At 72.8% G+C, this 22,569-nt stretch carries 22 protein-coding genes; 10 read left to right on the top strand and 12 right to left on the bottom strand.

Features of this window, described 5'->3' with window-relative positions:
- Positions 1-2 precede the first annotated feature (2 nt).
- Entirely contained in the window at positions 3-734 is a 732-nt protein-coding gene (locus ACFYPM_RS12915; protein ID WP_387195026.1) for a class F sortase, read from the top strand.
- Positions 735-750: 16 nt separating this feature from the next.
- On the opposite strand, the gene ACFYPM_RS12910 is transcribed toward ACFYPM_RS12915, so the two are convergent.
- From ACFYPM_RS12910 to ACFYPM_RS12895, 4 genes are all read right to left on the bottom strand, one after another.
- Positions 751-1,626 (bottom strand): alpha/beta fold hydrolase, encoded by an 876-nt coding sequence (locus tag ACFYPM_RS12910; RefSeq protein WP_387195023.1) that lies wholly within the window; start codon positions 1,624-1,626, stop codon positions 751-753.
- Between the two features lie 598 nt (positions 1,627-2,224).
- Positions 2,225-2,542 carry an antibiotic biosynthesis monooxygenase family protein gene (locus tag ACFYPM_RS12905; protein WP_387195019.1) on the bottom strand — a complete coding sequence of 106 codons (318 nt, stop codon included), beginning with the start codon at positions 2,540-2,542 and terminating at the stop codon, positions 2,225-2,227.
- 38 nt (positions 2,543-2,580) lie between these two features.
- The gene (locus tag ACFYPM_RS12900; protein WP_387195016.1) at positions 2,581-3,378 is read right to left on the bottom strand and encodes an exodeoxyribonuclease III; all 798 of its coding nucleotides are present in this window, start codon (positions 3,376-3,378) and stop codon (positions 2,581-2,583) included.
- Between the two features lie 37 nt (positions 3,379-3,415).
- Positions 3,416-4,336 carry a proteasome assembly chaperone family protein gene (locus tag ACFYPM_RS12895; protein WP_387195013.1) on the bottom strand — a complete coding sequence of 307 codons (921 nt, stop codon included), beginning with the start codon at positions 4,334-4,336 and terminating at the stop codon, positions 3,416-3,418.
- Between the two features lie 420 nt (positions 4,337-4,756).
- Here ACFYPM_RS12895 and ACFYPM_RS12890 point away from each other — a divergent pair, with 420 nt between their 5' ends.
- From ACFYPM_RS12890 to ACFYPM_RS12880, 3 genes are all read left to right on the top strand, one after another.
- The gene (locus tag ACFYPM_RS12890; protein ID WP_387195010.1) at positions 4,757-5,602 is read left to right on the top strand and encodes a peptidase M23; all 846 of its coding nucleotides are present in this window, start codon (positions 4,757-4,759) and stop codon (positions 5,600-5,602) included.
- A 106-nt stretch (positions 5,603-5,708) separates the two neighbouring features.
- Positions 5,709-5,855, top strand: coding sequence for a hypothetical protein (locus ACFYPM_RS12885; protein WP_387195007.1), 147 nt, complete (start codon positions 5,709-5,711; stop codon positions 5,853-5,855).
- Between the two features lie 49 nt (positions 5,856-5,904).
- Positions 5,905-6,657: an EcsC family protein gene (locus tag ACFYPM_RS12880; protein ID WP_387195004.1), complete on the top strand. Its 753-nt coding sequence runs from the start codon at positions 5,905-5,907 to the stop codon at positions 6,655-6,657.
- A gap of 17 nt (positions 6,658-6,674) precedes the next feature.
- Here ACFYPM_RS12880 and ACFYPM_RS12875 read toward each other — a convergent pair whose 3' ends face one another.
- Together ACFYPM_RS12875 and ACFYPM_RS12870 are read right to left on the bottom strand one after the other, a co-directional pair.
- On the bottom strand, positions 6,675-7,526 hold the full coding sequence (locus ACFYPM_RS12875; protein ID WP_387195001.1) for a GDSL-type esterase/lipase family protein: 852 nt from the start codon (positions 7,524-7,526) through the stop codon (positions 6,675-6,677).
- A 120-nt stretch (positions 7,527-7,646) separates the two neighbouring features.
- Entirely contained in the window at positions 7,647-8,237 is a 591-nt protein-coding gene (locus ACFYPM_RS12870) for an antibiotic biosynthesis monooxygenase (RefSeq protein WP_387194998.1), read from the bottom strand.
- Between the two features lie 123 nt (positions 8,238-8,360).
- Here ACFYPM_RS12870 and ACFYPM_RS12865 point away from each other — a divergent pair, with 123 nt between their 5' ends.
- The 5 genes from ACFYPM_RS12865 to ACFYPM_RS12845 are packed head-to-tail and all read left to right on the top strand — an operon-like array spanning position 8,361 to position 12,933.
- Positions 8,361-8,624, top strand: a complete 264-nt coding sequence (locus tag ACFYPM_RS12865) for a DUF6343 family protein (RefSeq protein ID WP_387194995.1) — start codon at positions 8,361-8,363, stop codon at positions 8,622-8,624.
- Positions 8,625-8,635: 11 nt separating this feature from the next.
- Positions 8,636-10,051, top strand: a complete 1,416-nt coding sequence (locus ACFYPM_RS12860) for an NADP-dependent succinic semialdehyde dehydrogenase (protein ID WP_387194992.1) — start codon at positions 8,636-8,638, stop codon at positions 10,049-10,051.
- A 52-nt stretch (positions 10,052-10,103) separates the two neighbouring features.
- Positions 10,104-11,069 (top strand): TIGR03885 family FMN-dependent LLM class oxidoreductase, encoded by a 966-nt coding sequence (locus ACFYPM_RS12855; protein ID WP_387194989.1) that lies wholly within the window; start codon positions 10,104-10,106, stop codon positions 11,067-11,069.
- 38 nt (positions 11,070-11,107) lie between these two features.
- A complete protein-coding gene (locus tag ACFYPM_RS12850; RefSeq protein ID WP_387194986.1) occupies positions 11,108-12,679 on the top strand; it encodes a Na+/H+ antiporter in 1,572 nt (523 codons plus the stop codon).
- Complete coding sequence (locus ACFYPM_RS12845) at positions 12,676-12,933, top strand: UBP-type zinc finger domain-containing protein (protein WP_357245553.1); 258 nt, start codon at positions 12,676-12,678, stop codon at positions 12,931-12,933. Before ACFYPM_RS12850 ends, ACFYPM_RS12845 begins: the two co-directional genes overlap by 4 nt.
- Here the strand turns inward: ACFYPM_RS12845 and ACFYPM_RS12840 are convergent.
- The 5 genes from ACFYPM_RS12840 to ACFYPM_RS12820 all read right to left on the bottom strand — a co-directional run bounded on the left by ACFYPM_RS12840 (position 12,909) and on the right by ACFYPM_RS12820 (position 19,039).
- Positions 12,909-14,165, bottom strand: a complete 1,257-nt coding sequence (locus tag ACFYPM_RS12840) for an MFS transporter (RefSeq protein WP_387194982.1) — start codon at positions 14,163-14,165, stop codon at positions 12,909-12,911. The genes ACFYPM_RS12845 and ACFYPM_RS12840 overlap by 25 nt on opposite strands.
- Before the next feature lie 288 nt (positions 14,166-14,453).
- Complete coding sequence (locus ACFYPM_RS12835) at positions 14,454-15,704, bottom strand: DUF222 domain-containing protein (protein ID WP_387194979.1); 1,251 nt, start codon at positions 15,702-15,704, stop codon at positions 14,454-14,456.
- A 90-nt stretch (positions 15,705-15,794) separates the two neighbouring features.
- Positions 15,795-15,953, bottom strand: a complete 159-nt coding sequence (locus ACFYPM_RS12830; RefSeq protein ID WP_387194976.1) for a hypothetical protein — start codon at positions 15,951-15,953, stop codon at positions 15,795-15,797.
- Between the two features lie 131 nt (positions 15,954-16,084).
- A complete protein-coding gene (locus tag ACFYPM_RS12825; protein WP_387194973.1) occupies positions 16,085-16,354 on the bottom strand; it encodes a hypothetical protein in 270 nt (89 codons plus the stop codon).
- 75 nt (positions 16,355-16,429) lie between these two features.
- Positions 16,430-19,039, bottom strand: coding sequence for a glycoside hydrolase family 9 protein (locus ACFYPM_RS12820; RefSeq protein ID WP_387194970.1), 2,610 nt, complete (start codon positions 19,037-19,039; stop codon positions 16,430-16,432).
- Between the two features lie 261 nt (positions 19,040-19,300).
- Here ACFYPM_RS12820 and ACFYPM_RS12815 point away from each other — a divergent pair, with 261 nt between their 5' ends.
- On the top strand, positions 19,301-20,026 hold the full coding sequence (locus ACFYPM_RS12815; protein ID WP_387194967.1) for a PP2C family protein-serine/threonine phosphatase: 726 nt from the start codon (positions 19,301-19,303) through the stop codon (positions 20,024-20,026).
- A gap of 9 nt (positions 20,027-20,035) precedes the next feature.
- Here ACFYPM_RS12815 and hrpB read toward each other — a convergent pair whose 3' ends face one another.
- Complete coding sequence (hrpB, locus tag ACFYPM_RS12810; protein ID WP_387195445.1) at positions 20,036-22,564, bottom strand: ATP-dependent helicase HrpB; 2,529 nt, start codon at positions 22,562-22,564, stop codon at positions 20,036-20,038.
- Positions 22,565-22,569: the final 5 nt, after the last annotated feature.

The following is a 22,569-nucleotide window of genomic DNA, read 5'->3' as shown; positions in this document are numbered from 1 at the left end:
CCATGGAGATCTTCCGCCCCACGCCACCGCCGGACGACGAGCGCCCGCCGGCCTCGGGTCGCCCGTCGGTGGCTGCCCGTCCGGCGACCGCGGTGACGCCGCGACGCAGTCGTCCGCCCGGACGCAGCCCCTGGTCAGTGCCGCTGGCCGTGGTGCTGGTCCTGGTCGGGGTCTTCGCCACCGGTGCGGGGCTGGGCCGCTCGGTCGGCCCGTTCGACCTGGCCCCGGCCGGTGGCGACCGGCCGGCACGCAGCGAGTCGGTCGGACTCTCGGCCAGCCGCCCGGTACGCCTCAGCGTCCCGGCGATCAAGGTGACCGCGCCCGTGGCGCCCGTCGGGCAGGCGCGGGACGGCTCGATCGCCGTACCGCCGCTGGAGCGGCACAACGAGACCGGCTGGTACGACCGCGGTCCCACGCCCGGTGAACCCGGTCCGGCGGTGATCGTCGGGCACGTGGACACCAAGAGCGGGCCGTCGGTCTTCTACGACCTGGGCAAGCTCAAGCCCGGCGACCTCGTCGAGGTGGCCCGGGCGGACCGGTCGACGGTGGTCTTCAAGGTCGACACCGTCGAGCACTTCCCGAAGGACCGGCTGCCCGCCGACCGCATCTACGGTGACGCCGGCCCCGCCGGTCTGCGGCTGATCACCTGCGGCGGCCAGTTCATCGGCGGTCGCACCGGCTACGCCGACAACGTGATCGCCTTCGCCACCCTCCAGTCCTCCCGCAAGCCCTGACCCGCCCGGCCCGGCGTCAGCTGAGGAAGGCGAGGAGCTGGCGGGTGGTCTCGTCGGGGGCTTCCTCCGGGATGAAGTGCCCGACCCCGACCGGTTCGCCGCGTACGTCGTCGGCCCACTGCCGCCAGATCGCGAGGGGGTCGTCGTAGAGCTTCGCGACCTGGCCCTCCTGGCTCCAGAGGAACAGCACCGGACAGGCAATCTTCCGTTTCCCACGGTCCGCCTCGTCCTGCTGGTAGTCCAGCGTCGCGGCGGCGCGGAACTCCTCGCAGACCGCGTGCGCCGTGGCGGGGTCGCTGAACTGCTTGACGTACGCCCTCCGCACCTCGGGCGGGAAGGCGTCCTTCACCTTGGGCCAGGTGTCGAGCATGAAGTCGACGAGCACCGCGGGCGCCGCCTTGATGAACTGCTCGGGCACCGGCGCCGGTGCCGCCAGGAAGGACCAAACCCAGTAGGAGAGGCTGAACGTCTTGTCGGCGCGGTCGTAGACGTCGCCGATGGGAACCACGTCCATGACGGCCAGCCGGGTGACCGCGTCCGGCGCGTCCAGCGCGAGACGGTACGCGCAGCGCGCCCCACGATCGTGTCCGACGAGGTGGAACTGCTCGTGACCCAGACTCCGCATCACCTCGATCTGGTCGCGAGCGATGGCGCGCATGCTGTACGGCTCGTGGTCCGCGGTGCTCGGCGGTTTGCCGCTGTCGCCCCAGCCCCGCAGGTCGGTGGCGACGACTGTGTAGTTCTCGGCGAGCCGTGGCGCGACCTGGTGCCACATGAGGTGTGTCTCCGGGATGCCGTGCAGCAGCAGAACGGGCGGGCCGCTTCCACCACGGCGTCCGTGGATCGTCGCTCCGGGCGTGTCGATGTCGAACTCTTCGAAGCCGTCGAACATGGCCAAAATTTCCCCGCACCTTGGCATGCACCCTGAGTGAACGGCCTGGAATGGCAGGTAGGGCGACTGGTGGCCGGCTACCTCACGGGCCCTCTCGACGCTATCAACGGAGACAGCCGGCCGGTGTGATTCGGCGGTGGTACGGCACTCCCGGCACACGAGGCCCCTGCCCTCGGCGCGCCCCACCGCTGTGCCCCACCACCGCGCCGTGCCGTGTCGCCGTGTGGTGCCGATCGATGAGTCGATCTCCAGGGCGACCGAGTTGTTCATGGTGCAGCGGATACTCGACGCGCGCTGGACTCGGGTCCTTGATCAGCCGTGGCGGGTGAGCGGGTGCCTAGAGTGCCGCGCCGGGCACGGTCAAGGTCGTGCTCGAACAAGGATGTGGTGGCCGCTTGCCGCAGGGACGGAACTAGATCCAGGATCGAGCACGATCAAGGCGCCGGGTACCCCTCCACGCCCGCCTCGACGCGCCCCAACGCGCCCGAACCGCCCCGACCCGTCGTGGTTTGGCCAAGATCCGCGCACTTTCGGTGAAACTGCTGCCCAACGACGTGTCGAGGCGGGGAATCCGTCCGCGTCTGCCAGCGGGGAGGTGCTAGGGGTGGGGAACGTGCAGCGCCACCTCGAACTCCAGCAGGCTGGCTCCGCTGGCGACCGGTGGTCGGGGCTTCTCCCCGGGCGCGGCGGCGTGGGCGGCGCGCGAGGGTCCGGCGGCCCACGCCTGGTACGCCTCCTCGCTCTCCCACTTCGTGTAGACGAAGTAGCGGGTCTCGCCGGCCACCGGGCGGAGCAGCTCGAAGCCGAGGAAGCCGGGGGAGTTCTCCACCGTGCCGGCCCGGGCGGCGAACCGCTTCTCCAACTCCGCGCCGGCGCCGGGCGGGACGTCGATTGCGTTGATCTTCACGACTGCCATCTGCCCACCCTAGCCACTCAGAAACCCACGACAGCCACTCAGAATCCCTCCACCGCGGGCACCAGCTCCGCGTCGACGACGATCGGGGCGTGGTCGGAGGGGCCCTTGCCCTTGCGGGCCTCCCGGTCCACGTAGGCCGAACCGACCGCGCGGGCGAAGGGCGCGGACGCGTACACCAGGTCGATTCTCATGCCCTTGTTCTGGTGGAACATCCCGGCCCGGTAGTCCCAGTAGGTGAAGGGGTGCGGCCCCTTCATCGGGGTCGGCACCACGTCGACGAGGCCCAGGTCGCGCAGTGCCGCGAGGGCCGCGCGCTCGGCCGGGGTGACGTGGGTGGAGTGGGTGAAGACCGCCGGGTCCCAGACGTCGGCGTCGGTCGGGGCGACGTTGAAGTCGCCGCAGACGGCGAGTGGGAGCCCGCCGGACAGCTCGGCCTCCACCGCGTCGCGCAGCGCGGCGAACCAGGCCAGCTTGTACGCGTAGTGCGGGTCCTCAGGCGTCCGGCCGTTGGGCACGTACACCGACCAGACCCGCACTCCGTCGCAGGTGGCGGAGATGGCGCGGGCCTCCGGGTCGGGAAAGCCGGGCTCGCCGGCGAACCCGACCCGGACGTCGTCCAGCCCGACCCGGGACAGGATGGCGACGCCGTTCCACCGGCCGTCGCTGTGGCTGGCCACGGTGTAGCCCAACGCGCCCACCTCGGTCACCGGGAAGGCGCCGTCCGGGCACTTGGTCTCCTGCAGGCAGACGACGTCCGGCCCGGTGTCGGCCAGCCACTCCAGCAGCCGGGGGAGGCGGGCCTTCACCGAGTTGACATTCCAGGTCGCCAGGCGCATGCCCTTAGCCTGCCGCATCCGTCCCGGGTACGCCGGGTCAGCTGCCCGGGGTGTCGCCGGGACGGGTCTGTTCGGCCAGGAACCGCTCCAGTTCCGCGCCGAGTTCGTCGGCCGTGGGCAGCGGCCCGGCGTCCGGGGCGAGCAGGCTCTTCTCGCCCCGACCACGGGCGAACGCGTCGTACTGCTCCTCCAGGGCCTGCACCAGGGCGGCGGCGTCCTCGGTCTGGGCGACCTGGCGGTCGATCTCCACCCGGACCACCTCGGCGGCCGAGCGGAGCCCGTCACCGGGCAGCAGCAGCCCGGTACTGCGTGACACGGAGGTGAGCAGCACCTCGGCGGCGGCCGGGTATTCGGTCTGCGCCACGTAGTGCGGCACGTGGGCGGCGAAGCCCAACGCGTCGCGGCCCTGCTCGCCGAGGCGGAATTCCAGCAGGTGGCCGACGCTGCCGGGCACCTGGACGCGTTGCAGCCAGGGCTCGTATCCGGCGATCAGCTCGGGGCGGGTGGCGTGCGCCGTCACGCCGGTCGGACGGGTGTGCGGCACCGCCATCGGGATCGAGTTGAGCCCCACGGTGAGCCGGACACCCAGGCGGGCGGCCAGCCCGGCCACGGCGGCCACGAACCGTTCCCACTGCAGGTCCGGCTCCGGACCGGTGAGCAGCAGGAACGGGGTTTCGTCGTCGTCCTGCAGCAGGTGCAGCTCCAGCTTGGGCGCGTCGACGCTCTCCCAGTGGTCCTCGACGAAGGTCATCACCGGTCGTCGCGACCGGTAGTCGAAGAGCTGGTCGACGTCGAAGGTCGCGATCGGTCGACCCTCCAGCGAGGTGAGCAGTTGCTCGCGCGCCAGCCGGCTGGCGTTGCCGGCGTCCACGAACCCGGTGAGGGCCTGGATCAGGACCGGTTGCCCGAGATCGGGCAAATTGTCGGTGAGCTGGTAGAGCTCGTGTGGGTCGAGCACCGGTGCGGACCTCCCTGAAATGTGCCTGCGGGGTGCCGACGCGACGGAGGGCACCCGTTCGGGCAACGTACCCGCCATCCTGGCGCATTCCTGCGCCGGGCGATCCGTCGCCCGGGGGATGGGCGTGACCGGACTATTCGCCTGATTACGCCGTCAGGTGGCGGTGGTCAGCCGATCGGCCGATGGGTGGTTCGACCCATCGGCCCAGTTTGTCGATCATGTCAGCCCCAACGGTCCGATGTCCGGGCCTGACGTCGGCCGTGCCGGCCTGCGTGCGCCGCCGGGTTCATCCGGTACGCGAGGAACGTTCCCCGGGCGGGTCGACCCGACCGGGGCGTCCACCAGTGCGGCCCCGATCTGTGGCGATCACCACGTGATCACCGTGCGTGATCGGAGTTCCGCCGTGCCTAGCCTCGGTTGATGCGTGACGACGGCACCCTCGACGACCCGTACGCCCCGAGCAGCCCTACTGCCGATACGGAGGATGGCACCTCAGCCGAACGGACAACCGCTGCGAGTCGACTCCGGGCGTACGTCCGGGACCTGACCGGTCGACGCCGGACCCAGCTGGCGCTGGCCACCGGTGTGGTCTGCTGCCTCGGCCTGACCGTCGTGGCCCAGGTCTGCGACGAGAAGCCCGGCACGGCGACCCGAACCGACCGGCCCGCCAGCGCGGAGCTGGCCCAGCGGGCCGAGCAGGGCGTCGCCTCGCGTGGTCTCGACCGCGCCGCTGTCCCGGCGCCGTCCGCCTCGGCGACCCCCGGCGACCCGGACACCGCGGCACCCGCCCGCAAGGCCGCTCCGGCCCGCCCGACCAAACCGGCGCCCGTGGCCGGGCTGGACGAGGACCAGATGAACAACGCCGAGGCGATCGTGCGCGCCGGCCGCAAGATGGGGGTGCCCCGCCGGGGTCTGGTGATCGCGGTCGCCACCGCCATGCAGGAGAGCAACCTCTACAACGTGGCGAGCGGTGTGCTACCCGAGTCGCAGGACTACCCGCACCAGGGCGTCGGCTGGGACCACGACTCGGTCGGACTTTTCCAGCAGCGTTCCAGCAGCGGCTGGGGCCCGGTGGGCCGGCTGATGGACCCCGAGTTCGCCACCCGGCAGTTTCTCTCCGCGCTGGAGCAGGTGCCCGGCTGGGAGCGGATGCGACTCACCGACGCGGCGCAGGCGGTGCAGGTCTCCGCGTACCCCGAGTACTACCAGCAGCACGAATGGCGGGCCACCCGGGTCGTCGACGCCATCTCGCCGGCGGGACGGTAGTCTTCCGGCCACTGTGGACGGTCAGGGTTGAGGCTGTCGCATCCCGGGTACATGTGTTGCGGGTTCGGGGTACACATGACAGCGGGACCATCGACAGGAGGACGCCATGTCACTGATGCAGCGGATCACCACGTTCTTGAGATCGCCGAAGGGGCAGCAGCTGGTCGAGCGGGGTCGTCAGGAGATGGCCAAGCCCGCTAACCAGCAGAAGCTCAAGGGTCTGGCCGCCCGGTTCTCCAACCGCCGCCGCTGACCACTCCATCGGCCGCCCTGTCCGCCATTCCCATTCCAGGGGAGACCCGGTGACCGACACTCCGCCCGCCGGCGGCCAGCCCGCCCCTACTCCCCAACCGTCCGTCGATCTGCCCGCCGGGCCGGCGGACGCCCCCGAGGGTCCGCCGGCCCGTCTCTGGGACCGGATGCGCGACGACCCCCAGTACGCCCCGGAGCACCTCGCCCTGGAGGCGGTGCGCCGGCTCGGGCCGGAAGCCGAGCAGTGGGCCGACCGGGCCCGTGCCGAGCAGCCCGGGGTGTCGTCCGACGCCCTGGCCGATCAGGCGGCCCGCAAGTTCGTCAACCTGGCCCGGCTGTCCGGCGCGGTCTCCGGCGTGGCCGGACTACCCGGTGCCGTGATCGACGTGGGTGTCCTGGCCTGGACCCAGGCGCGGATGGTGTTGCACATCGCCGCCGCGTACGACGTCGATCCGCTGCACAGCGACCGGGCCACCGACCTGCTGGTGCTGCAGCGCGTGCACAAGGTCGCCGAGAGCGCCCGACTGGCGCTCGGCGTGGCCGCCGGCCGGGAACGTGCCGACGCGCTCTTCGGCCTGGGCGGCCAGCGTCCACTCGGTCGGGTGATGCTGCAACTCGGCGTCCGGCTGGCCCAGATGGCCGGCGTCCGAGCCGCCAAGCGGATCGTCGCCAAGATCGTTCCGGGCGCGGCCATCGTGCTCGGCACCTGGGCCAACTCGTCGGCCACGAAGGACCTCGCGCAGCGATCCCGGGCGCTCTACAGCCCCCGGGGCAGGGCGCTGCCGGGACCCCGCCAACCGTGACCGCCCCTCCGGGAGGGTCAACTGGCCATCCCGGAGGGTCGCCACGTCACCTCGGCGAGCCGCTCCTGGCCGCTGGCGTTGGGGTGGAACCAGTCCAGCGGGTTGAGCAGGTCCAGGGTGAACCGGACCTTGTGCGCCGCGCCGCCGTCGTGGCGGCAGCGTGAGCCGTACGCCCGGCAGGCCGCGACCAGTTCGGCGTTGTACGCGTCGATCCGATCCCGGACGGCCACCCGGCGCTCCTGGTCGGCGGGCGCCGTCGAGGTGGCCTCGGCCAGCAGGGCCGGGCAGACGCCCCGCCGCCACGCGCGGACGGCTCGCGGATCCTCGTGCCCGACCTCCCAGAGCCGGTACAGGTCGGGGATGCTCACCACCAGCACCCGGGCCTTGGGCCGGCCGGTCCGCAACACCTGCAGCCCCCGGTCCACGTCGGCCCGGAACCGCGCCACCGGTGTCATCGCGTCCACCCCGCCCCGGCAGATGTCGTTGGCGCCGATGAGCACCGTGACGTAGTCGGGGCGGTCGCGTACCGCCGCCCGGGCCTGACCTTCGAGCGCGTCCGCGCGAGCCCCGGCCCGGGCGTGGTTGTACGTCCGGTCGCGGATCGCCGAATTCTGGTCGAGCAGCCGCCGGTAGTGACTCTCCACCCGCAGCCCGTCGCCGGTGGACCAGGAGTTGCGTTCGCAGGAGGTGAGCACCAGGCAGGAGGCGAAGCCGGTGCTGATCGAGTCACCGAGGGCGGCGATGCCGCCCGGCCCGCTCGACGGCGGTGCGCTCTTGGTGGGGCGGGGTGTCGCGGACGTGCCGCCCTCGCAGGCCAACGCGACGAGCGCGACGAGACAGGCCAGCGCGGCGACCCACCGTCGAGGCATGACGTCCCCCGTTCCGCAGCGCAGAGCGACAGCGCGGTAACTCTATGCGTAGGAGGTGGTTCACCGGGAAGTTGCTGTCGGGTATGCGGCAGAGTGTCGACGGCCGGGCGGCGAGGTGCTTTAATCCCGCCGAGGTGCCGGCTGGCCGTGCAGCCACCCGTGCAGCGCCCGGGTGATCCGGGGCAGCACCAGATAGGTCATCAGCGGGGTCAGGCAGAGCGTCATCAGCAGCACCCGCGCCGCCAACGGCACGGCGGCGAGGAAGTGGCTGGTCAGCAGGGTGGCGCTCAGGCTCAGCGGGAAGAACGCCAACCAGATCGTCACGGCCTGCTTCCACCTCGGCGGCGACGCCGGCCCCACCGGCGCCACCGGCTCCACCGAGTGCTCCAGCGGCGGGTCGAACCAGCCCTCGATGCCGGTACGCCGCTCGACCCGGGTGTGCTCGACGATCCCCTGGGCCGAGCTGAGCCACCAGTGCCGCTGCGGCGACTCCTCCCACCGGCGCAGGGTCTCGGCGTCGGCGAAGCGGTAGAGCATGTGCCACTCCGGCGACCCCGGGCCGCTCTGCACCCAACCGGCACCGAGGAAACCGGGGAACGCCTCGGCCAGCGCGGTGCCGGCCCGCATCCAGGCCACCATCTCGCTGGAGCGGGCCGGGTCGACACGGCGGGCGATGGCGACGGTCACCGGTACGGCGAGGGTCATTGACATGCGCCCATCGTGCGGGTACCGAGGCCGTGGCGCGCTCGGATGTGCCGGAGCACACCGGAACACCCGTAGTGCGCGGGTGCTCGGTGCCGGTTAACCCGTCCGATCGGGGGTAGCTCCCTGGGCATGACGAGATCGCAGCCCCGGCGTGCCCGTGGCACGGTCGGGCACGCGTACAGCGCGCTGAACCTCCGGCTCACCCTCGCCGGCTTCGGGCTGGTGGTCATGGTGCTCTTCGCGGTGCTGGCGTTCTGGGCCGGCATCGCCTGGCTCGGCGTACTCTGCGCGATCTTCGCCGTGGTCGCCGTGGTCGACCTGGTCGTGATCCAGCGCCGCCGCGCCGCCCGGCACCGCGAGGAGCCGGGCGTACGACACTCGTTGTTCGAGTGACAGGAGGACGAATGCCCCACATCGCCACCACCAACCCCGCCACCGGCCAGGTGCTCAAGACCTACGAGGCAATGTCCGCCGAGCAACTCGACGGTGCCATCGAGCGCACCGACCTCGCGTACCAGCAGCTCCGGACGACGACCGTCGACCAGCGCGCCAGGTGGATGACCGTCGCCGCCGACCTGCTCGACGCCGAGCGCGACGAGATCGCCCGGATCATGACCACGGAGATGGGCAAGACGTACGCCTCGGCGCAGGCCGAGGTCACCAAGTGCGCCACGGCCGCCCGCTTCTACGCCGACAGGGCCCCGGGGTTCCTCGCCGACGAGCCGGCCGACGCCGACGCCGTGAAGGCGACCCGGGCGTTCATCCGCTACCAGCCGATCGGTGTGGTGCTCGCGGTGATGCCGTGGAACTTCCCGCTCTGGCAGGTGATGCGCTTCGCCGCGCCGGCGCTGATGGCCGGTAACACCGGCCTGCTCAAGCACGCCTCGAACGTGCCCCAGACCGCGCTGCTGCTGGAGGACGTGTTTCGTCGGGCCGGCTTCCCCGAGGGGGCGTTCACCACCGTGCTGGTCGGCTCGGACGCGGTCGAGACGATCCTGGCCGACCCTCGGGTCCGGGCCGCGACGCTCACCGGCAGTGAGCCGGCCGGCCGCTCCATCGCCCAGATCGCCGGACGGGAGTTGAAGAAGACAGTCCTGGAACTCGGCGGCAGTGACCCGTTCGTGGTGATGCCCTCCGCCGACGTGGACCGGGCCGCCGAGGTGGCCACCACCGCCCGCTGTCAGAACAACGGCCAGTCCTGCATCGCCGCGAAGCGGTTCATCGTGCACACCGACGTCTTCGACGCGTTCGCCGAGAAGTTCGCCGCGAACATGGCCGCGCTGCGGGTCGGCGACCCGATGGACCCGGACACCGACGTGGGGCCGCTGGCCAGCGAGCGTGGCCGCGACGAGGTGCACGCCCAGGTCCGCGACGCCGTGGACAACGGGGCGACCGTGCTCTGCGGTGGCGAACCGCCGACCGGCGACGGCTGGTTCTACCCGCCGACCGTGGTCACCGACCTCACCCCGACGATGCGGATGTGGTCCGAGGAGGTCTTCGGCCCGGTCGCCGGCCTGTTCCGGGTGTCCTCGTACTCCGAGGCGATCGAGGTTGCCAACGGCACCAACTTCGGGCTCGGCTCGAACGCCTGGACCCGGGACCCGGCCGAGCAGGAGCGTTTCGCCACCGACCTGGACGCCGGCAACGTCTTCATCAACGGCATGACCACCTCCTATCCGGAGTTGCCGTTCGGCGGGGTGAAGAACTCCGGCTACGGGCGCGAGCTGTCGGCGCTGGGCATGCGGGAGTTCTGCAACACCAAGACGGTGTGGGTGGGCGAGGGTGCCGCCTCGGCCGGAGCCGGCGCGCACGCCGAGTAGTTCGCGGCGCGGCACGCATCAGCGGGGGCGGGCGTGGGTAGGAAGTGCGCCCATGACGCTGTTCGGATTCCACGCCTCGCATGAGCAGATCGGTCCGCGCGCCCTGTTGGAGGCGGTGAAACACGCCGAGCGGGCCGGCTTCGACGCCGCCATGTGCTCCGACCACTTCTCCCCGTGGAGCGCCCGGCAGGGCGAGTCCGGCTTCGCCTGGTCCTGGCTCGGCTCGGCGTTGCAGGCCACCGGCCTGCCGTTCGGGGTCGTGAACGCGCCCGGCCAGCGGTACCACCCGGCGATCATCGCGCAGGCGATCGGCACCCTCGGCGCGATGTACCCGGGCCGGTTCTGGGCCGCCCTGGGCACCGGTGAGGCCAGCAACGAGCACATCACCGGCGAGGAGTGGCCGCGCAAGGACGTCCGCGCCGCGCGCCTGCGGGAGTGCGTGGACGTGATCCGGGCGCTGCTGGCCGGCGAGGAGGTCAGCCACGACGGCCTGGTCCGGGTGGACCGGGCGCGGCTGTGGACCCGCCCCGAGGAGCCGCCCGCGCTCGTCGGCGCCGCCGTCAGTGTGGCCACCGCCCGCTGGTGCGCCGAGTGGGCGGACGGTCTGATCACCGTGAACGCCCCCGTGGCGCACCTGCGCGAGATGATCGACGCCTACCGGGGCGCCGGCGGGCGCGGCCCGCTGCACCTGCAGGTGCACGTCTCCTGGGCGCCGGAGCAGGAGCAGGCCGAGGCGCTCGCGTACGACCAGTGGCGCAGCAACGTCTTCGCCCCGCCGGTCTGCTGGGACCTGGAGACCGTCGAGCACTTCGACGTGGTCTCCGCCGACGTGCCGAAGCAGCGGGTCGCCGAGATGGTGAACATCTCGGCCGACCTGGGCCGGCACGTCGGCTGGCTGGAGGAGTACGCGCAGCTCGGCTTCGACCAGATCGCTCTGCACCACGTGGGGCAGGAGCAGCGCGGCTTCATCGACGCGTTCGGCGCGGAGGTGCTGCCGAAACTGCGGCCGACCGGCTGATCGAGGGACGGATCCGCGGACCCCTAGGCTCGTACCCCATGGAAAGCCTGTTTCCGGTCGTCGTCTTCCTGGCGATCGCCACCTTCGGCGCCGCGCTGGCCCGCCGGCTCGGCCTGCTCGCGCCGATCGTGCTGGTCGTGCTCGGCCTGGCGCTCTCCTTCGTGCCCGGCGTCCCGCACGTCGAACTCGACCCGGAGCTGGTGCTCGTCGGCATCCTGCCGCCGCTGCTGTACGTCGCGGCGCTGGAGACCTCGGTGCCGGCGTTCAAGAACAACATCCGGTCGATCCTGTTGCTCGCGGTCGGCCTGGTGTTGTTCACCGCGTTCGTGGTCGGGTTCGTGCTGCACCTGCTGCTGCCGCAGGTGCCGTTCGCGATCTGCCTGGCGCTCGGCGCGGTGGTCGCCCCGCCAGACGCGGTGGCCGCCACCGCAGTCGCGCGCCGGGTCGGGCTGCCCCGCCGGGTGGTCACCATCCTGGAGGGGGAGAGCCTGGTCAACGACGCCACCGCGCTGGTGCTGCTGCGGGTCGCCACCATGGCCACCGCCGGCTCGGCGGTCGGCGCCGCCGACGTCACCATCGAGGTGCTGCGGGCCACCGGCGGCGGCATCCTGATCGGCGCGCTCGGCGCGGTGGTCTTCGGCTTCCTGCACCGGCGGATCACCGACCCCCTGCTGGACAACGCCCTGTCGTTGATCATTCCGTTCGCGGTGGTCTTCGCCGCCGAGGCGGTGCACTCCTCCGGCGTGGTCGCCGTGGTGGTCACCGGGCTGGCGCTCGGCCACAAGCTGTCCCAACTGCTCTCGGCGGCCTCCCGGTTGCAGACCGCCGCGTTCTGGCGGCTGGTCCAGTTCCTGCTGGAAGGGCTGGTCTTCCTCCTGGTCGGCCTGCAACTGCGGGAGGTGCTGCGCGACCTCGACGAGCCGGCCGGGTCGCTCGCGCTGATCACCGTCGCGGTGCTCGCCACGGTCGTCCTGACCCGTTTCGTCTGGCTCTTCCCGGCCACCTACCTGGCCCGGCTGGTTCCGAGGGTCCGGCGCCGGGACTCGGCCCCGTCACCCCGGTTCCCGATCGTCATCGGCTGGGCCGGCATGCGCGGCGTGGTGACGCTGGCCGCCGCGTTGGCCCTGCCGCTGACCCTGGCCGGCGACGAGCCGTACCCCCGGGCACTGTTCATCTGGCTGGCCTTCGCGGTGATCGTGGTCACCCTGGTCGGCCAGGGCGCCACCCTACCGCTGGTCGCCCGCCGGTTGAAGCTGCCCCAGGACGACCCGGTCCAGGACGCCTTGTCGGCTGCCGGGGTGCAGCAACAGGCCAGCCGCGCCGCTCAGGATCGCCTCGACGAGCTGGCCGACAGCGCCCCCGACGCGGTGGTCGACCGGTTGCGCCGCGCGCTGGAGGATCGCAACAACCTGGCCTGGGAGCGGCTCGGAGGCGCCGAGCGGGAAACGCCGTCGCAGGCGTACGGTCGGCTACGACAGAAGATGATCGACGCCGAGCGGGATGTCTTCCGGGCTGCCCGGGACTCCGGCCGGATCCCCGAGGAGGTGCTGGTGCGGGCCTATCGTGACCTGGACCTGGAAGAGTCGTTGCTGCGGGAGGTCGAGAAGTGAGCTGCCAGCATCTGGCCGAGGCGGACGCGGTGGAGCCGCGCACCACCGAGGAGTGCCCCGACTGCGTCGCCATCGGCAACGCCGACTGGGTGCACCTGCGGGCCTGCCTGAGCTGCGGGCACGTCGGCTGCTGCGACTCGTCGCCGTACCAGCACGCGACGAAGCACTTCGAGTCCTCCGCCCACCCGGTGATCCGGTCGGTGCAGCCGGGCGAGACCTGGCGCTGGTGCTACGTCGACGAGGAGATCGGCTGATCGCTGCGGTTTGTCAGAGCCCACCGGGTCAGCGGTGGCACGGCCAGGCCGGTGCCGGCGAGGAGCCCGGCCAGGGCCAGCCAGCCGAGCGGACCACCGCCGAGGATCAGCCAGGTCAGCACCGCCGGCCCCGCCGCGCGGGCCAGCCCGGCGAGCAGGGTGTCGACCCCCTGGTAGGCGCCGACGGCGTCCGGGGCGGCGAGGTCGTAGGCCAGCGCCGCCCCGGCCCCGGCGTGCCACAGGTCGCCGAGCGTGTAGATCACCGTCGCGCCCAGCAGCAGGCCGATCGCCAACGCGCCGGAGACGAATCCGGTCGCTGCCCAGAGCAGCATCCCGGCCGCGAGCACCAGCCCGGCCCGGCGCATCGTCGCCGCAGCCGGCAGCGCGTGCCGGGCGCCGCCGCTCAGGCGTACCGCGAACAGCACGGTGAGCAGCGTGTTGACCAGCAGCAGGGCGGAGATCGTCACCAGCGGGGCGTCGGTGCGGGTCACCAGCCACAGGGGCAGCACGAGCGTCAGCACCACCCCGTGCAGGGAGAGCACCGCCGAGGCCCCCGCGACCGTGAGGAACCAACCGTCGCGCAACGCCCGACCGGGTTTCGGCCGCAGTGGTCGCCGAGCCGGCGGAAACGACGGTAATCGCATGATCAGGAGCGCCGAGACCAGATAGGTCGCGACGTTGCCGACCACGAGCGTCCGGTACGCCCACGCGGTGTCGACCGCCAACGCGAACCCGGCCAGCGCCGCGCCGAGCGCCACACCCAGGTTGGCCACCGCGCGCAGCGTGGCGAAGGCGTGCACCCGCCCCTCCGGCCCGCCGACCGCGGCGACAAGCGCCGCGCGGACCGCCAGATTGCCGGAGATCAGCAGCGCGTCCAGTGTGGCCACCAACAGGAAGACCGGAAAAGAGCCCACCAGCAGGTACGCCACGGCGACGGCGGCCTGCGCGAGCTGGAGGACCGCCCGCAGGTTCCGCGGATCACGCCGATCGGCCAGCCCGCCGAGCGGCACGCTGGCGGTGAGCCCCACCAGGCCGGCGAGCGTGAGCCCCAGCCCGACCCGCGTCGGGCTCAGCCCGACGACGCGAGTGAGGTAGAGCGCCGAACCGGTCACCCACAGCCCGGTCCCGACGGTGTTGGCGAGCGTGGCCAGCGACAGCGTACGCAGCCGACCCGGCGGCGGCAGCGGCGACAGAGACCGCCAGTTGCCGCGAACCGTCGCCCAGGTGCCCACCCACTCGACCGTAGGGCCGACGTACGCGCACCGATGCCCCGAGCGCGGCGGCGTTCGTCACAGCTGACTGCTCGGTGCAGTTCGCGAGGGACCGGGCGCTGTTGGTGCGGGTGGTGGCCGTCGGCGAGGACAACCCCTACGGCGGGTGGGTGTGGATCACGGGGGTACGTGCTCGACGCGCGGGGGATGACCGCGGCCAAGCGTGAGCTGTACGTGATCAAGTCCGGGCTGCGTTCCGCCCCGGCACCCGTGGTGGTCGGAAATCCGCCGGCTGGCGGCGCAAGAAGATCACGTTCGTGGGTGGTAGTGGTTGCGGCGGGGGAGCTGGTCGGGGTCGAGCCAGGCGGGTGGGAGGAACTCGGGGTGCCCGTCGCCGCCGAGCCGCACGACCCAGTCGCCGTGGTGGAGATGTCGGTGGTGGTGGCCGCAGAGCAGGACGGCATTGTCGAGGCTGGTCGGACCGCCGTCGGCCCAGTGTCGGATGTGGTGACCGTCGCACCAGCGGGGCGGGCGGTCACAGCCCGGGAACGCGCAGCCCCGGTCGCGCAGGACGAGGGCGCGGCGGAGTGGGCCGGTGAGGAGGCGGCGTTGCCGGCCGACGTCGAGGACCTGACCGGTGCCGTTGAGGACGGCGGGCAGGATGGCGGCGTCGCAGGCGAGCCCGCGCACCGTCTCGGCGCTGATCCGCTGGCCGATGTCGAGAGCGCCGCTGCCCAACTGCTGGGTCAACCCGTCGTAGCTGGTGGTGACGACGACCTGGACGGGGTCGCCGCCGTTTTCGGGTAGCTCGCCGGTGCGCAGGGCCAGTCGGCACACGTCGGCGAGGGCGTCGTGGCGGCGCTGGCCCGGGGTGCGGGTGTCGTCGGGGCCGCTGGGCGTGGTCAGTGGGTCGATGACGGCGCGGCACGCGGCTGCGGCTTCGGGGCTGAGGGTGCCGGTGAGGCGTAGCCGGCCGTCGGGCTGCTCGCTGATGGTGACGTGCCGGTCGCGGGCGGCGCGTGACTCCAATGCCCGTAGCGCGGCCTCGGCGGCGGCGTCGGCGACGTCCGGGGCGACGTGGTCGAGGATCCGGGTGCCGAGCCTGCGCAGCAGGGTCGGCTCGAACTGCCCGGCCCACTCGACCAGCACGTCGACCGCCTTGTCGGCGGCCTCGGCGCCCGCGGTGGCGTGCACGGTGCCGAGCGTCGCGGCGATGACCCGGGCCTGCTCCACGCTGATGGCCCCACTGGCCAGAGCTGCCCGCACCCCCGGTGCGCCGGTGTCGAGCGCGCCGGCGAGGTCGACCAGCCGGCGGGCGGCGGGGACCGTGAGCCGTAGCCGATCGCGCAGCCAGACCGCCGTCGAGGACCCGCCCTGCGCCACCGCCGTGCCCCGGCCGTCCAGCTCACGCACCAGGGTCAGTTGCACGGCCGCCAGACGGCTCTCAAGCCGGTGCGCGGCGTCGAGAGCCGAGACGAGGTCAGGCTCGGTGAGAGCCCAGGCCGGCGCGTCGGCGCAGGCGGCGATCGCCGCCTCTGCCTGTGCCAACTCCTCGAACACCCACCGAGAATAGAACAGGTGTACGACAATTTCGGCGATCCGTGCGCGAGGAGGTCTTCGCACCTGCCGAGCGGGCTGGCTCCCGCTCGATCATTCGCGGTGCGCCGTGAGTGCGTTGTGCGCCCACGTCAACATCTCGCACCCGTCGTCCTGGCACTGCGCGCAGCGGCTCGGCGGCTTGCGATGCTGGTTGATCACCCGTTGTGCGGTCCAGATCAGGAGCGCTGGCGTCACGGGTCCGTCGTCCATGGGCACAGCTCCACCTCCGAAGACAGGTAAGCACCGGGCGCGAGACGCAGACCCGGGCGCACGCTGAGACGGCCCGGACCCCGGGTCGGGGTCCGGGCCGCCGCCCGTCGCGTCGACGATGCAAGCGGGCGTCAGGGCCCGCCGCCGGAGTCGCTGGCGACGCCACTGTTGTAGGCCTGGTTGTCGTTTCCGCCGTAGCCCTTGCCGCGCATGGTGCCCCGGCGTTGGCGGCGCTGACGGTGCCCGCTCGCCGCGATCGCCTGGCGCGCCCGGCGCATCGTCTCGTCGGCCCCGGCCGGGGCGCGACGCCGGCGTCGCGCGACGACCAGCAGCGCCGCCACCAGGAGTGCGGCGAGCAGCAGGGCGGCCACCCCGACCAGGATCCACCCTCGTCCATCCATGCTCGCGATGGTAGGGATGCGGATCCAGCCGAGCTGGTGGCCGCCCGGGGGAGGGCGGCCACCAGCCGGGCGTGCTCAGGACAGCGAGCAGGACTTCCCGTTGAGGGTGACCAGGCCCGGGTTCGGGTTGGCGCCGCCGGAGGTCGTCGCGTTGAAGCCGAACGTCACGGTGCCGCCGGGATTGATCTTGGCGTTGTGTGACTCGTTCTTCGCGGTCACCGTCGCACCCGCCTGGGTGACCTTCGCCAACCACGCCTCGCGCACCCGCTGGCCGCCGGTGAACGCGAAGCGCACGTTCCAGCCGTTGACGGCCGTGGCACCGGTGTTGCGGATGGTCAGCTGCGCGGTGAACCCGGTGCCGCCCTGCCAGGTGCCGTAGTTGCTGTAGCTCACCGAGCAGGTGCTGGCCGGCACCGCGCCGGCGTCACCCTGGTCGGCCAGGAACGAGGCGATCCAGGTCAGCGCCGAGTTCCAGTTGATCGCGACCTCGTTCGTCGAGTACGAGTTGATGTCGTCGACGTAGCAGAACATCGGCTTGCAGCCGGCGAGCAGTTTGGCCACGAACGGATCCTGCAGGGCCGCGTTCGGGCCACCGGCGATGGAGCCGGCCGGCGGTCGGGGCAGGTTCGGGTCGAGCTGGTGGCCGAAGATCCGACTGTGCTGGTTCTGCGCGGCGTGCTCGCCCCACCCGGTGACGTAGGAGATGTTCAGGGCGTTGCGGCCGAAGATGTAGTCCATCGCCTGCACGGCCCCGTCGCGGTAGGCGGGGTTCCGGGTCAGGTCGAACGCGGTGGCCAGCACGACGGCGTTGTTGATGACGTTGCTGTTGCCGCCCCAGAAGTAGCTGTCGGCGTCGCCGGGCATCGGCAGCCCGTACGCCTGCCGGCGCAGCTCGGCGAGGTACGCGTCGGCCGCGGTGGTGACCGAGGCGCGGACCCGGGTGAGGTCGGCGGTGGGCAGCCCGTTCGGCACGGTGGCCAGGTCGAGGCGGCCCAGCGCGGCCACGCTCTGCCAGCCGAAGCCGCGCGGCTCGAACACGTTTCCGGTGTGGTGCGGCGACGCGGTCAGGTCGGTCAGGTAGTTCTGCGCGCCCGTGCTGAGGTACAGCTCGGCCGCCGCCCAGTAGAACTCGTCGGTGACGAGGCTGTCGTCGTACGCGCCGCCGCCGGTGCCGTCGGTCGGGCTGGCGTACACCGCGGGGTGGGCCTTGGCCGCGGCGTAGGCCGTGGCCGCGGCGGTGCCACAGCGGGCGGCGAACGCCGCGTCGTAGGGGGCGAACAGTCGCGCGCACTGGGCGGCGGTGGCGGCCAGGTTGAGGGTGGCCGCGGTCGACGGCGGGTGCAGCTCACGCGGTTGTGGGTCGTCCTGCGGGGCGAGCGGCAGCCCGGTCCAGTTCTGGTCGTGGATCTTGTGGTGGACCATCCCGGCCAGCGGCTTGCCGGCCGGTACCTGCATGCTCAGCAGGAACTCCAGCTCCCAGCGGGCCTCGTCGAGGATGTCCGGCACGCCGTTGTCGCGTTCGGGCACCCGCAGCGTGCTGTCGGCGAGCTCGGCGCCGCCGTCGGCGGTCGCCGCGGTCTTGGTGCGCTCGAAGGTGTTCAACAGTTGGTAGGTGGCGATGCCGCCGTTGACCACGTACTTGCCGTGGTCGCCGGCGTCGTACCAGCCGCCGCGCACGTCCAGCGAGTAGTCGCAGACGCCCGGCTGGCAGGGCACGTTGGTGTCGCCCTTGTTGGGTGCCACGTCAAGGTGTCCGGCGGGGCGGGCGTACTCGTCGCCGATCAGGTCGCCGTCGATCGCGATGCCGCTGCGCTGGGCGTAGAAGAACTGCAGCGAGTCGGAGCGCAGTTGGTCGTAGACGGCGCCGGAGATGTCGAACGGGTGACTGGTCTCGCCGTCGACGGTGAGGGTCAGTCCGCTACCGGGGGTGCGGTAGCTGGAGAAGTCGACGGTCTGCACGTTCTGGCCGGAGGCGGCGTCGACACCGCGTGCGGTGGTGGTGCCACTGGCCACGACGGCACCGGCAGCGCTGCGTAGTTGCCACGGCAGCGCGCTGGTGGACTCGGTGACGACTGTGGCGTTCTTCGGCCCGCCGGGCAGGTAGCCGACCTGGTTGACGCGCACCCGCGGCCCGGTGTCCGGCACGTACGGCTCGGGCGGTTCGCCGCCGCGCAGCGAGACGTCGTCGAGGCAGATGGTCTGCGTCTGGGCGGAGCCGCCGACCTGGAAGATCAGTTGGGCGTTGGAATTGTCGTCCGGGACGGTGAAGGTCTGCTCGACCCGCTGGAGGGTGCCGGTCGCGGTGGCGTCGACGGCCGCGTACGTCGTGTACGGGGCACTGCCCAGTTGCAGCACGGCCTTGACGGCGGCGCCGGGGGTGGCGGAGACGGCGAAGCCGAGGGTGTATTCGGCGCCCGCGATCAGCGGCACCCCGTCCTGGCCGATGCCGGCGTCCCAGGGGTTGGCCAGCCCGCCCGCCACGGTGGTGCAGAGTTGCCCGTCGGTAACCGCGAGTGCGCCGGTGCCGAACGAGAACCAGGGGCTCACCCCCTCGCTGAAGTCGCCGTTGTCGATCTGCTCGGGGGCATCCGGTGGTGGCGCGGCGTGGGCCGCGCCGGCGCCCGCGCCGGTGAGGGCCAGGGTGGTCGCCGCGGCCAACAGGAGGCGGCGTCGGGATCTCGTCACGGGGAGTCCTTCCGGACGGGTGGGGGACGGTGGTGGTGACCGAAAACCTGGGAGCGCTCCCAGGTAACGGCTCGATGTTTCCAGCGGCGGCACCCCGTGTCAATTGATCTGACTGGATGGGTTCTGGTGCGCGACGAGGGCGACCGCCGCGCCCGCCGCGACCCGGGACACCGACGTGTGGACGTGAGATTGGCCGCGCCACGCGCCGTCGTCCTGATCTCCTAGAGACAACTGCGCCCTTCGCCTGGCAGGCTGCCTCCCATGACCCTGAAGCTGCGTTCCGTGGGGACGAGCGACCGTGGGCTGATCCGCAGCGGAAACCAGGACGCCCTGCATGCCGGAAACTGGCTCGTCGCCGTCGCCGACGGCATGGGCGGAATGGCCGCCGGCGACCTGGCCAGCGCCCTCACCATCGACGCGCTGGCCCCGCTGGACCTGGAAACCCCCGAGGATGCCCTGGTGGCCGCGCTCGAAGGTGGAATCGCGCTGGCCACCTCCCGGATCCGCCAGGCGGTCGCCGAGGATCCCGAGCGCCAGGGCATGGGCACCACACTCACCGCCCTGCTGTTCGCCCGGACCGGCAGTTGCCTGGCCCTCGCGCACGTCGGCGACTCCCGGGCCTACCTGTTCCGCGAGGGCGTGCTCAAGCAGGTCACCCGGGACGACACGTTCGTCCAGATGTTGGTGGACCAGGGCGTGATCACCGCGGACCAGGCCAGCAGCCATCCGCGCCGCGCCGTCGTCACCCAGGCGCTCCAGGGTGAGGAGGTCAACCCGTCGTACTCGACGATGGTGCCCCGGGTCGGCGACCGCTGGCTGCTGTGCAGCGACGGCCTCTCCAACGTCGTCCGCCCGGACACCCTCACCGAGGTGCTCAGGGACTATCCCGATCGGACCGCCTGCACGGGCAAGCTGATCGATCTGGCACTGCACGCCGGCGCACCGGACAACGTGAGTGTCGTGGTGGCCGACGTCTCGCAGGAGTAGCGCCGGCGCTCAGCGTCGGCGTGGCGCGGCGCGCCGGGTGGGGGTCGCCGTCCGAGGATCCTCTGGCCACGGGTGCCGGGGATAGCGCCCGCGCAGCTCGGCGCGCACCTGCGGGTAGCCGGTACGCCAGAACGACTCGAGGTCGGCGGTGACCGCCACCGGCCGGCCGGCGGGGGAGAGCAGGTGCAGCAGGACCGGTGTCCGCCCGGCACCGATGCGGGGGGCCGCCGACCAGCCAAACGTCTCCTGAAGCTTCACGGCGAGCACCGGCGCGGCCGGATCGGTGTAGTCCACCCGCACCCTGGACCCACTCGGCACCTCGATCCGCTCCGGGGCCAGCTCGTCCAGGCGGGCGGCCTGCGCCCAGGGCAGTAGCCGGCGCAGCGCCGACGACACTTCCACCCGGGCCAGGTCGGCCCGACGCCGAGCCCCGGCCAACTCGGGACCCAGCCAGGTCCCGGCGGCGTCGAGCAACGCCTGGTCGCTGACCTCCGGCCACGGGTCGCCCAGGTGGTGCCGGAGGAACCCGAGGCGCTCCCGCAGTGCCCGCGCCGCCGGGGTCCAGGTCAGTAACCCCAGCCCTTCCTGGCGAAGACCGGTCAGCACGGCCGCCGCCACCTCCGCCCGCTCCGGCCGGTCCAGCCGCCGCTGGAGCAGCTCGATCGCGCCCAGTCGGGTCACCTCCCGGGCCACCACGTCGCCGTCGGACCAGCCCACCTCGCGAGTGGTCCGGAGCAGCGGACCGGCCGCCTCCCGGGCCGTCGCCTCGTCCACCGGCGAGGCCCGGCGGATCCGGGCCGACGGAGCGCCGGGGGTACGGTCCGCGACGGCCACCGCCAGCCAGTCGGACCCGGCCAGCCCCGACCCGGCCGTCAGCTCCGCGGCGGTCCCGCCGGTCATCAGGTACGACGATCCGCCCGGCCGCCGCACCCGGGCCAACCGCTCCGGGTACGCCAGACCGACGAGGAGCCCGGCGGCGAGATCGTCGCTCAGCCCACCCGAGCCGCGGGCGGCGCGGCCCTCGGCCGGGGAGCCGGTGGGTAACGCGGCGCGCAACCGGCGTACCTCGGCGCGCCAGCGGGCGGTCGCCCCCGCGTCGACGCCGGCGCGCAGCCGACGCCAACCGGCGACCAGGTCGTCGCCGGGGCCGGCCGCGCTCTCCTCGGCGAGCAGGGCGACCACCTCCGCCGCCCGGTCCGCGCCGACCCGACCGGCGCCGTCGAGCAGCGCCCGGGCCAGCCGTGGGTGCGCGCCGGCGGCGGCGATCGCCCGCCCCCGCGCGGTGATCCGACCGTCGACGTCGACCGCGCCCAGGGTGAGCAAAGTGTCTCGGGCCACCGTCAGCGCGGCGGCCGGTGGCGCGTCGGGCAGCGCGAGCCCGACGCCGTCCGGCCGGCCCCAGGCCGCCAGCTCCAGTGCGAAACCGGTCAGGTCGGCGGTGGCGATTTCCGGCTCGGCGCGGGCGGGCAACCGTTCGTGGGTCGCCGCGGACCAGCAGCGGTAGACGTACCCCGGGGCCTCCCGGCCGGCCCGGCCGGCCCGCTGGGTGGCGGCGGCTCGGGAGACCGGCACGGTGACCAGCGCGCCCAGCCCTCGGGCCAGGTCGATGCGGGGCACTCGGGACAAGCCGGCGTCCACCACCACCCGCACGCCCGGCACGGTCAGGCTGGTCTCGGCCAGCGCGGTGGCCAGCACGACCCGGCGTCGGTCGGCGGGACGCAGGGCCGCGTCCTGCTCGGCGCCCCGCTGCCGGCCGTGCAGCGGCAACAGCGCGACGGTGTCCCGCAGGTCGGCCAGCCGGCCGCTGACCGCCGCGATCTCGCCGGCGCCGGGCAGGAAGACCAGCACGTCACCGGCGCGTTCGCGCAGCGCCCGCCGGACGGTCGCGGCCACGTGGTCGAGCAGGGCCCGATCCACCGGCCCGGCACCGGCGGTGACGATCGGGCGCGCCGGCGGGGCCCAGATCCGCTCAACCGGGTGCAGTGCCGAGTCGGCCCGTACCACCGGGGCCGGGGCGGACCCGCCGAGCAGCGCGGCGAAGCGGTCGGTGTCCGGGGTCGCGGACATCGCCAGCAGCCACAGATCCGGCCGCAGCGCGGCCCGCGCCTCCACCGTGAAGGCCAGCGCCAGGTCGGCGTCGAGTTGCCGCTCGTGGCACTCGTCGAGCAGCACCGCGCCCGTGCCGGACAGCTCCGGGTCGTGGTGCAGCCGGCGGACCAGCAGGCCGGTGGTGACCACCTCCACCCGCGTCGCGGAGCTGACCCGACGCTCGCCGCGCACCGCGTAACCGACGCGGTCGCCTACCCGCTCACCGAGCAACTCGGCCATCCGCCGGGCGGCGGCGCGCGCGGCCACCCGACGGGGTTGCGCGATCACCACCCGCCCGGTCACCCGGTCGGCCACGGCCAGCGGCGCGAGAGTGGTCTTGCCGGTGCCCGGCGGAGCGACCAGGACGCCGGCCCCGGCCGCGTCGAGTGCCGCGACCAGCGCCGGCAGCACCGGGCGTACCGGCAGGTCCAGGGTTACGTCGGAGAGCACGGCCC

It is taken from the genome of Micromonospora sp. NPDC005203 (assembly GCF_042872705.1).
GTDB lineage: Bacteria > Actinomycetota > Actinomycetes > Mycobacteriales > Micromonosporaceae > Micromonospora.
This window is presented reverse-complemented; position numbering and strand designations above follow the sequence as displayed.

Coding starts and splice junctions, on each gene's coding strand:
- ACFYPM_RS12870 (WP_387194998.1), bottom strand. CDS start 8,237: ATGTCAATGACCCTCGCCGTACCGGTGACCGTCGCCATCGCCCGCCGT.
- ACFYPM_RS12855 (WP_387194989.1), top strand. CDS start 10,104: ATGACGCTGTTCGGATTCCACGCCTCGCATGAGCAGATCGGTCCGCGC.
- ACFYPM_RS12905 (WP_387195019.1), bottom strand. CDS start 2,542: ATGGCAGTCGTGAAGATCAACGCAATCGACGTCCCGCCCGGCGCCGGC.
- ACFYPM_RS12875 (WP_387195001.1), bottom strand. CDS start 7,526: ATGCCTCGACGGTGGGTCGCCGCGCTGGCCTGTCTCGTCGCGCTCGTC.
- ACFYPM_RS12885 (WP_387195007.1), top strand. CDS start 5,709: ATGTCACTGATGCAGCGGATCACCACGTTCTTGAGATCGCCGAAGGGG.
- ACFYPM_RS12900 (WP_387195016.1), bottom strand. CDS start 3,378: ATGCGCCTGGCGACCTGGAATGTCAACTCGGTGAAGGCCCGCCTCCCC.
- ACFYPM_RS12915 (WP_387195026.1), top strand. CDS start 3: ATGGAGATCTTCCGCCCCACGCCACCGCCGGACGACGAGCGCCCGCCG.
- ACFYPM_RS12860 (WP_387194992.1), top strand. CDS start 8,636: ATGCCCCACATCGCCACCACCAACCCCGCCACCGGCCAGGTGCTCAAG.
- ACFYPM_RS12825 (WP_387194973.1), bottom strand. CDS start 16,354: ATGGATGGACGAGGGTGGATCCTGGTCGGGGTGGCCGCCCTGCTGCTC.
- ACFYPM_RS12910 (WP_387195023.1), bottom strand. CDS start 1,626: ATGTTCGACGGCTTCGAAGAGTTCGACATCGACACGCCCGGAGCGACG.
- ACFYPM_RS12865 (WP_387194995.1), top strand. CDS start 8,361: ATGACGAGATCGCAGCCCCGGCGTGCCCGTGGCACGGTCGGGCACGCG.
- ACFYPM_RS12850 (WP_387194986.1), top strand. CDS start 11,108: ATGGAAAGCCTGTTTCCGGTCGTCGTCTTCCTGGCGATCGCCACCTTC.
- ACFYPM_RS12890 (WP_387195010.1), top strand. CDS start 4,757: ATGCGTGACGACGGCACCCTCGACGACCCGTACGCCCCGAGCAGCCCT.
- ACFYPM_RS12815 (WP_387194967.1), top strand. CDS start 19,301: ATGACCCTGAAGCTGCGTTCCGTGGGGACGAGCGACCGTGGGCTGATC.
- ACFYPM_RS12830 (WP_387194976.1), bottom strand. CDS start 15,953: ATGGACGACGGACCCGTGACGCCAGCGCTCCTGATCTGGACCGCACAA.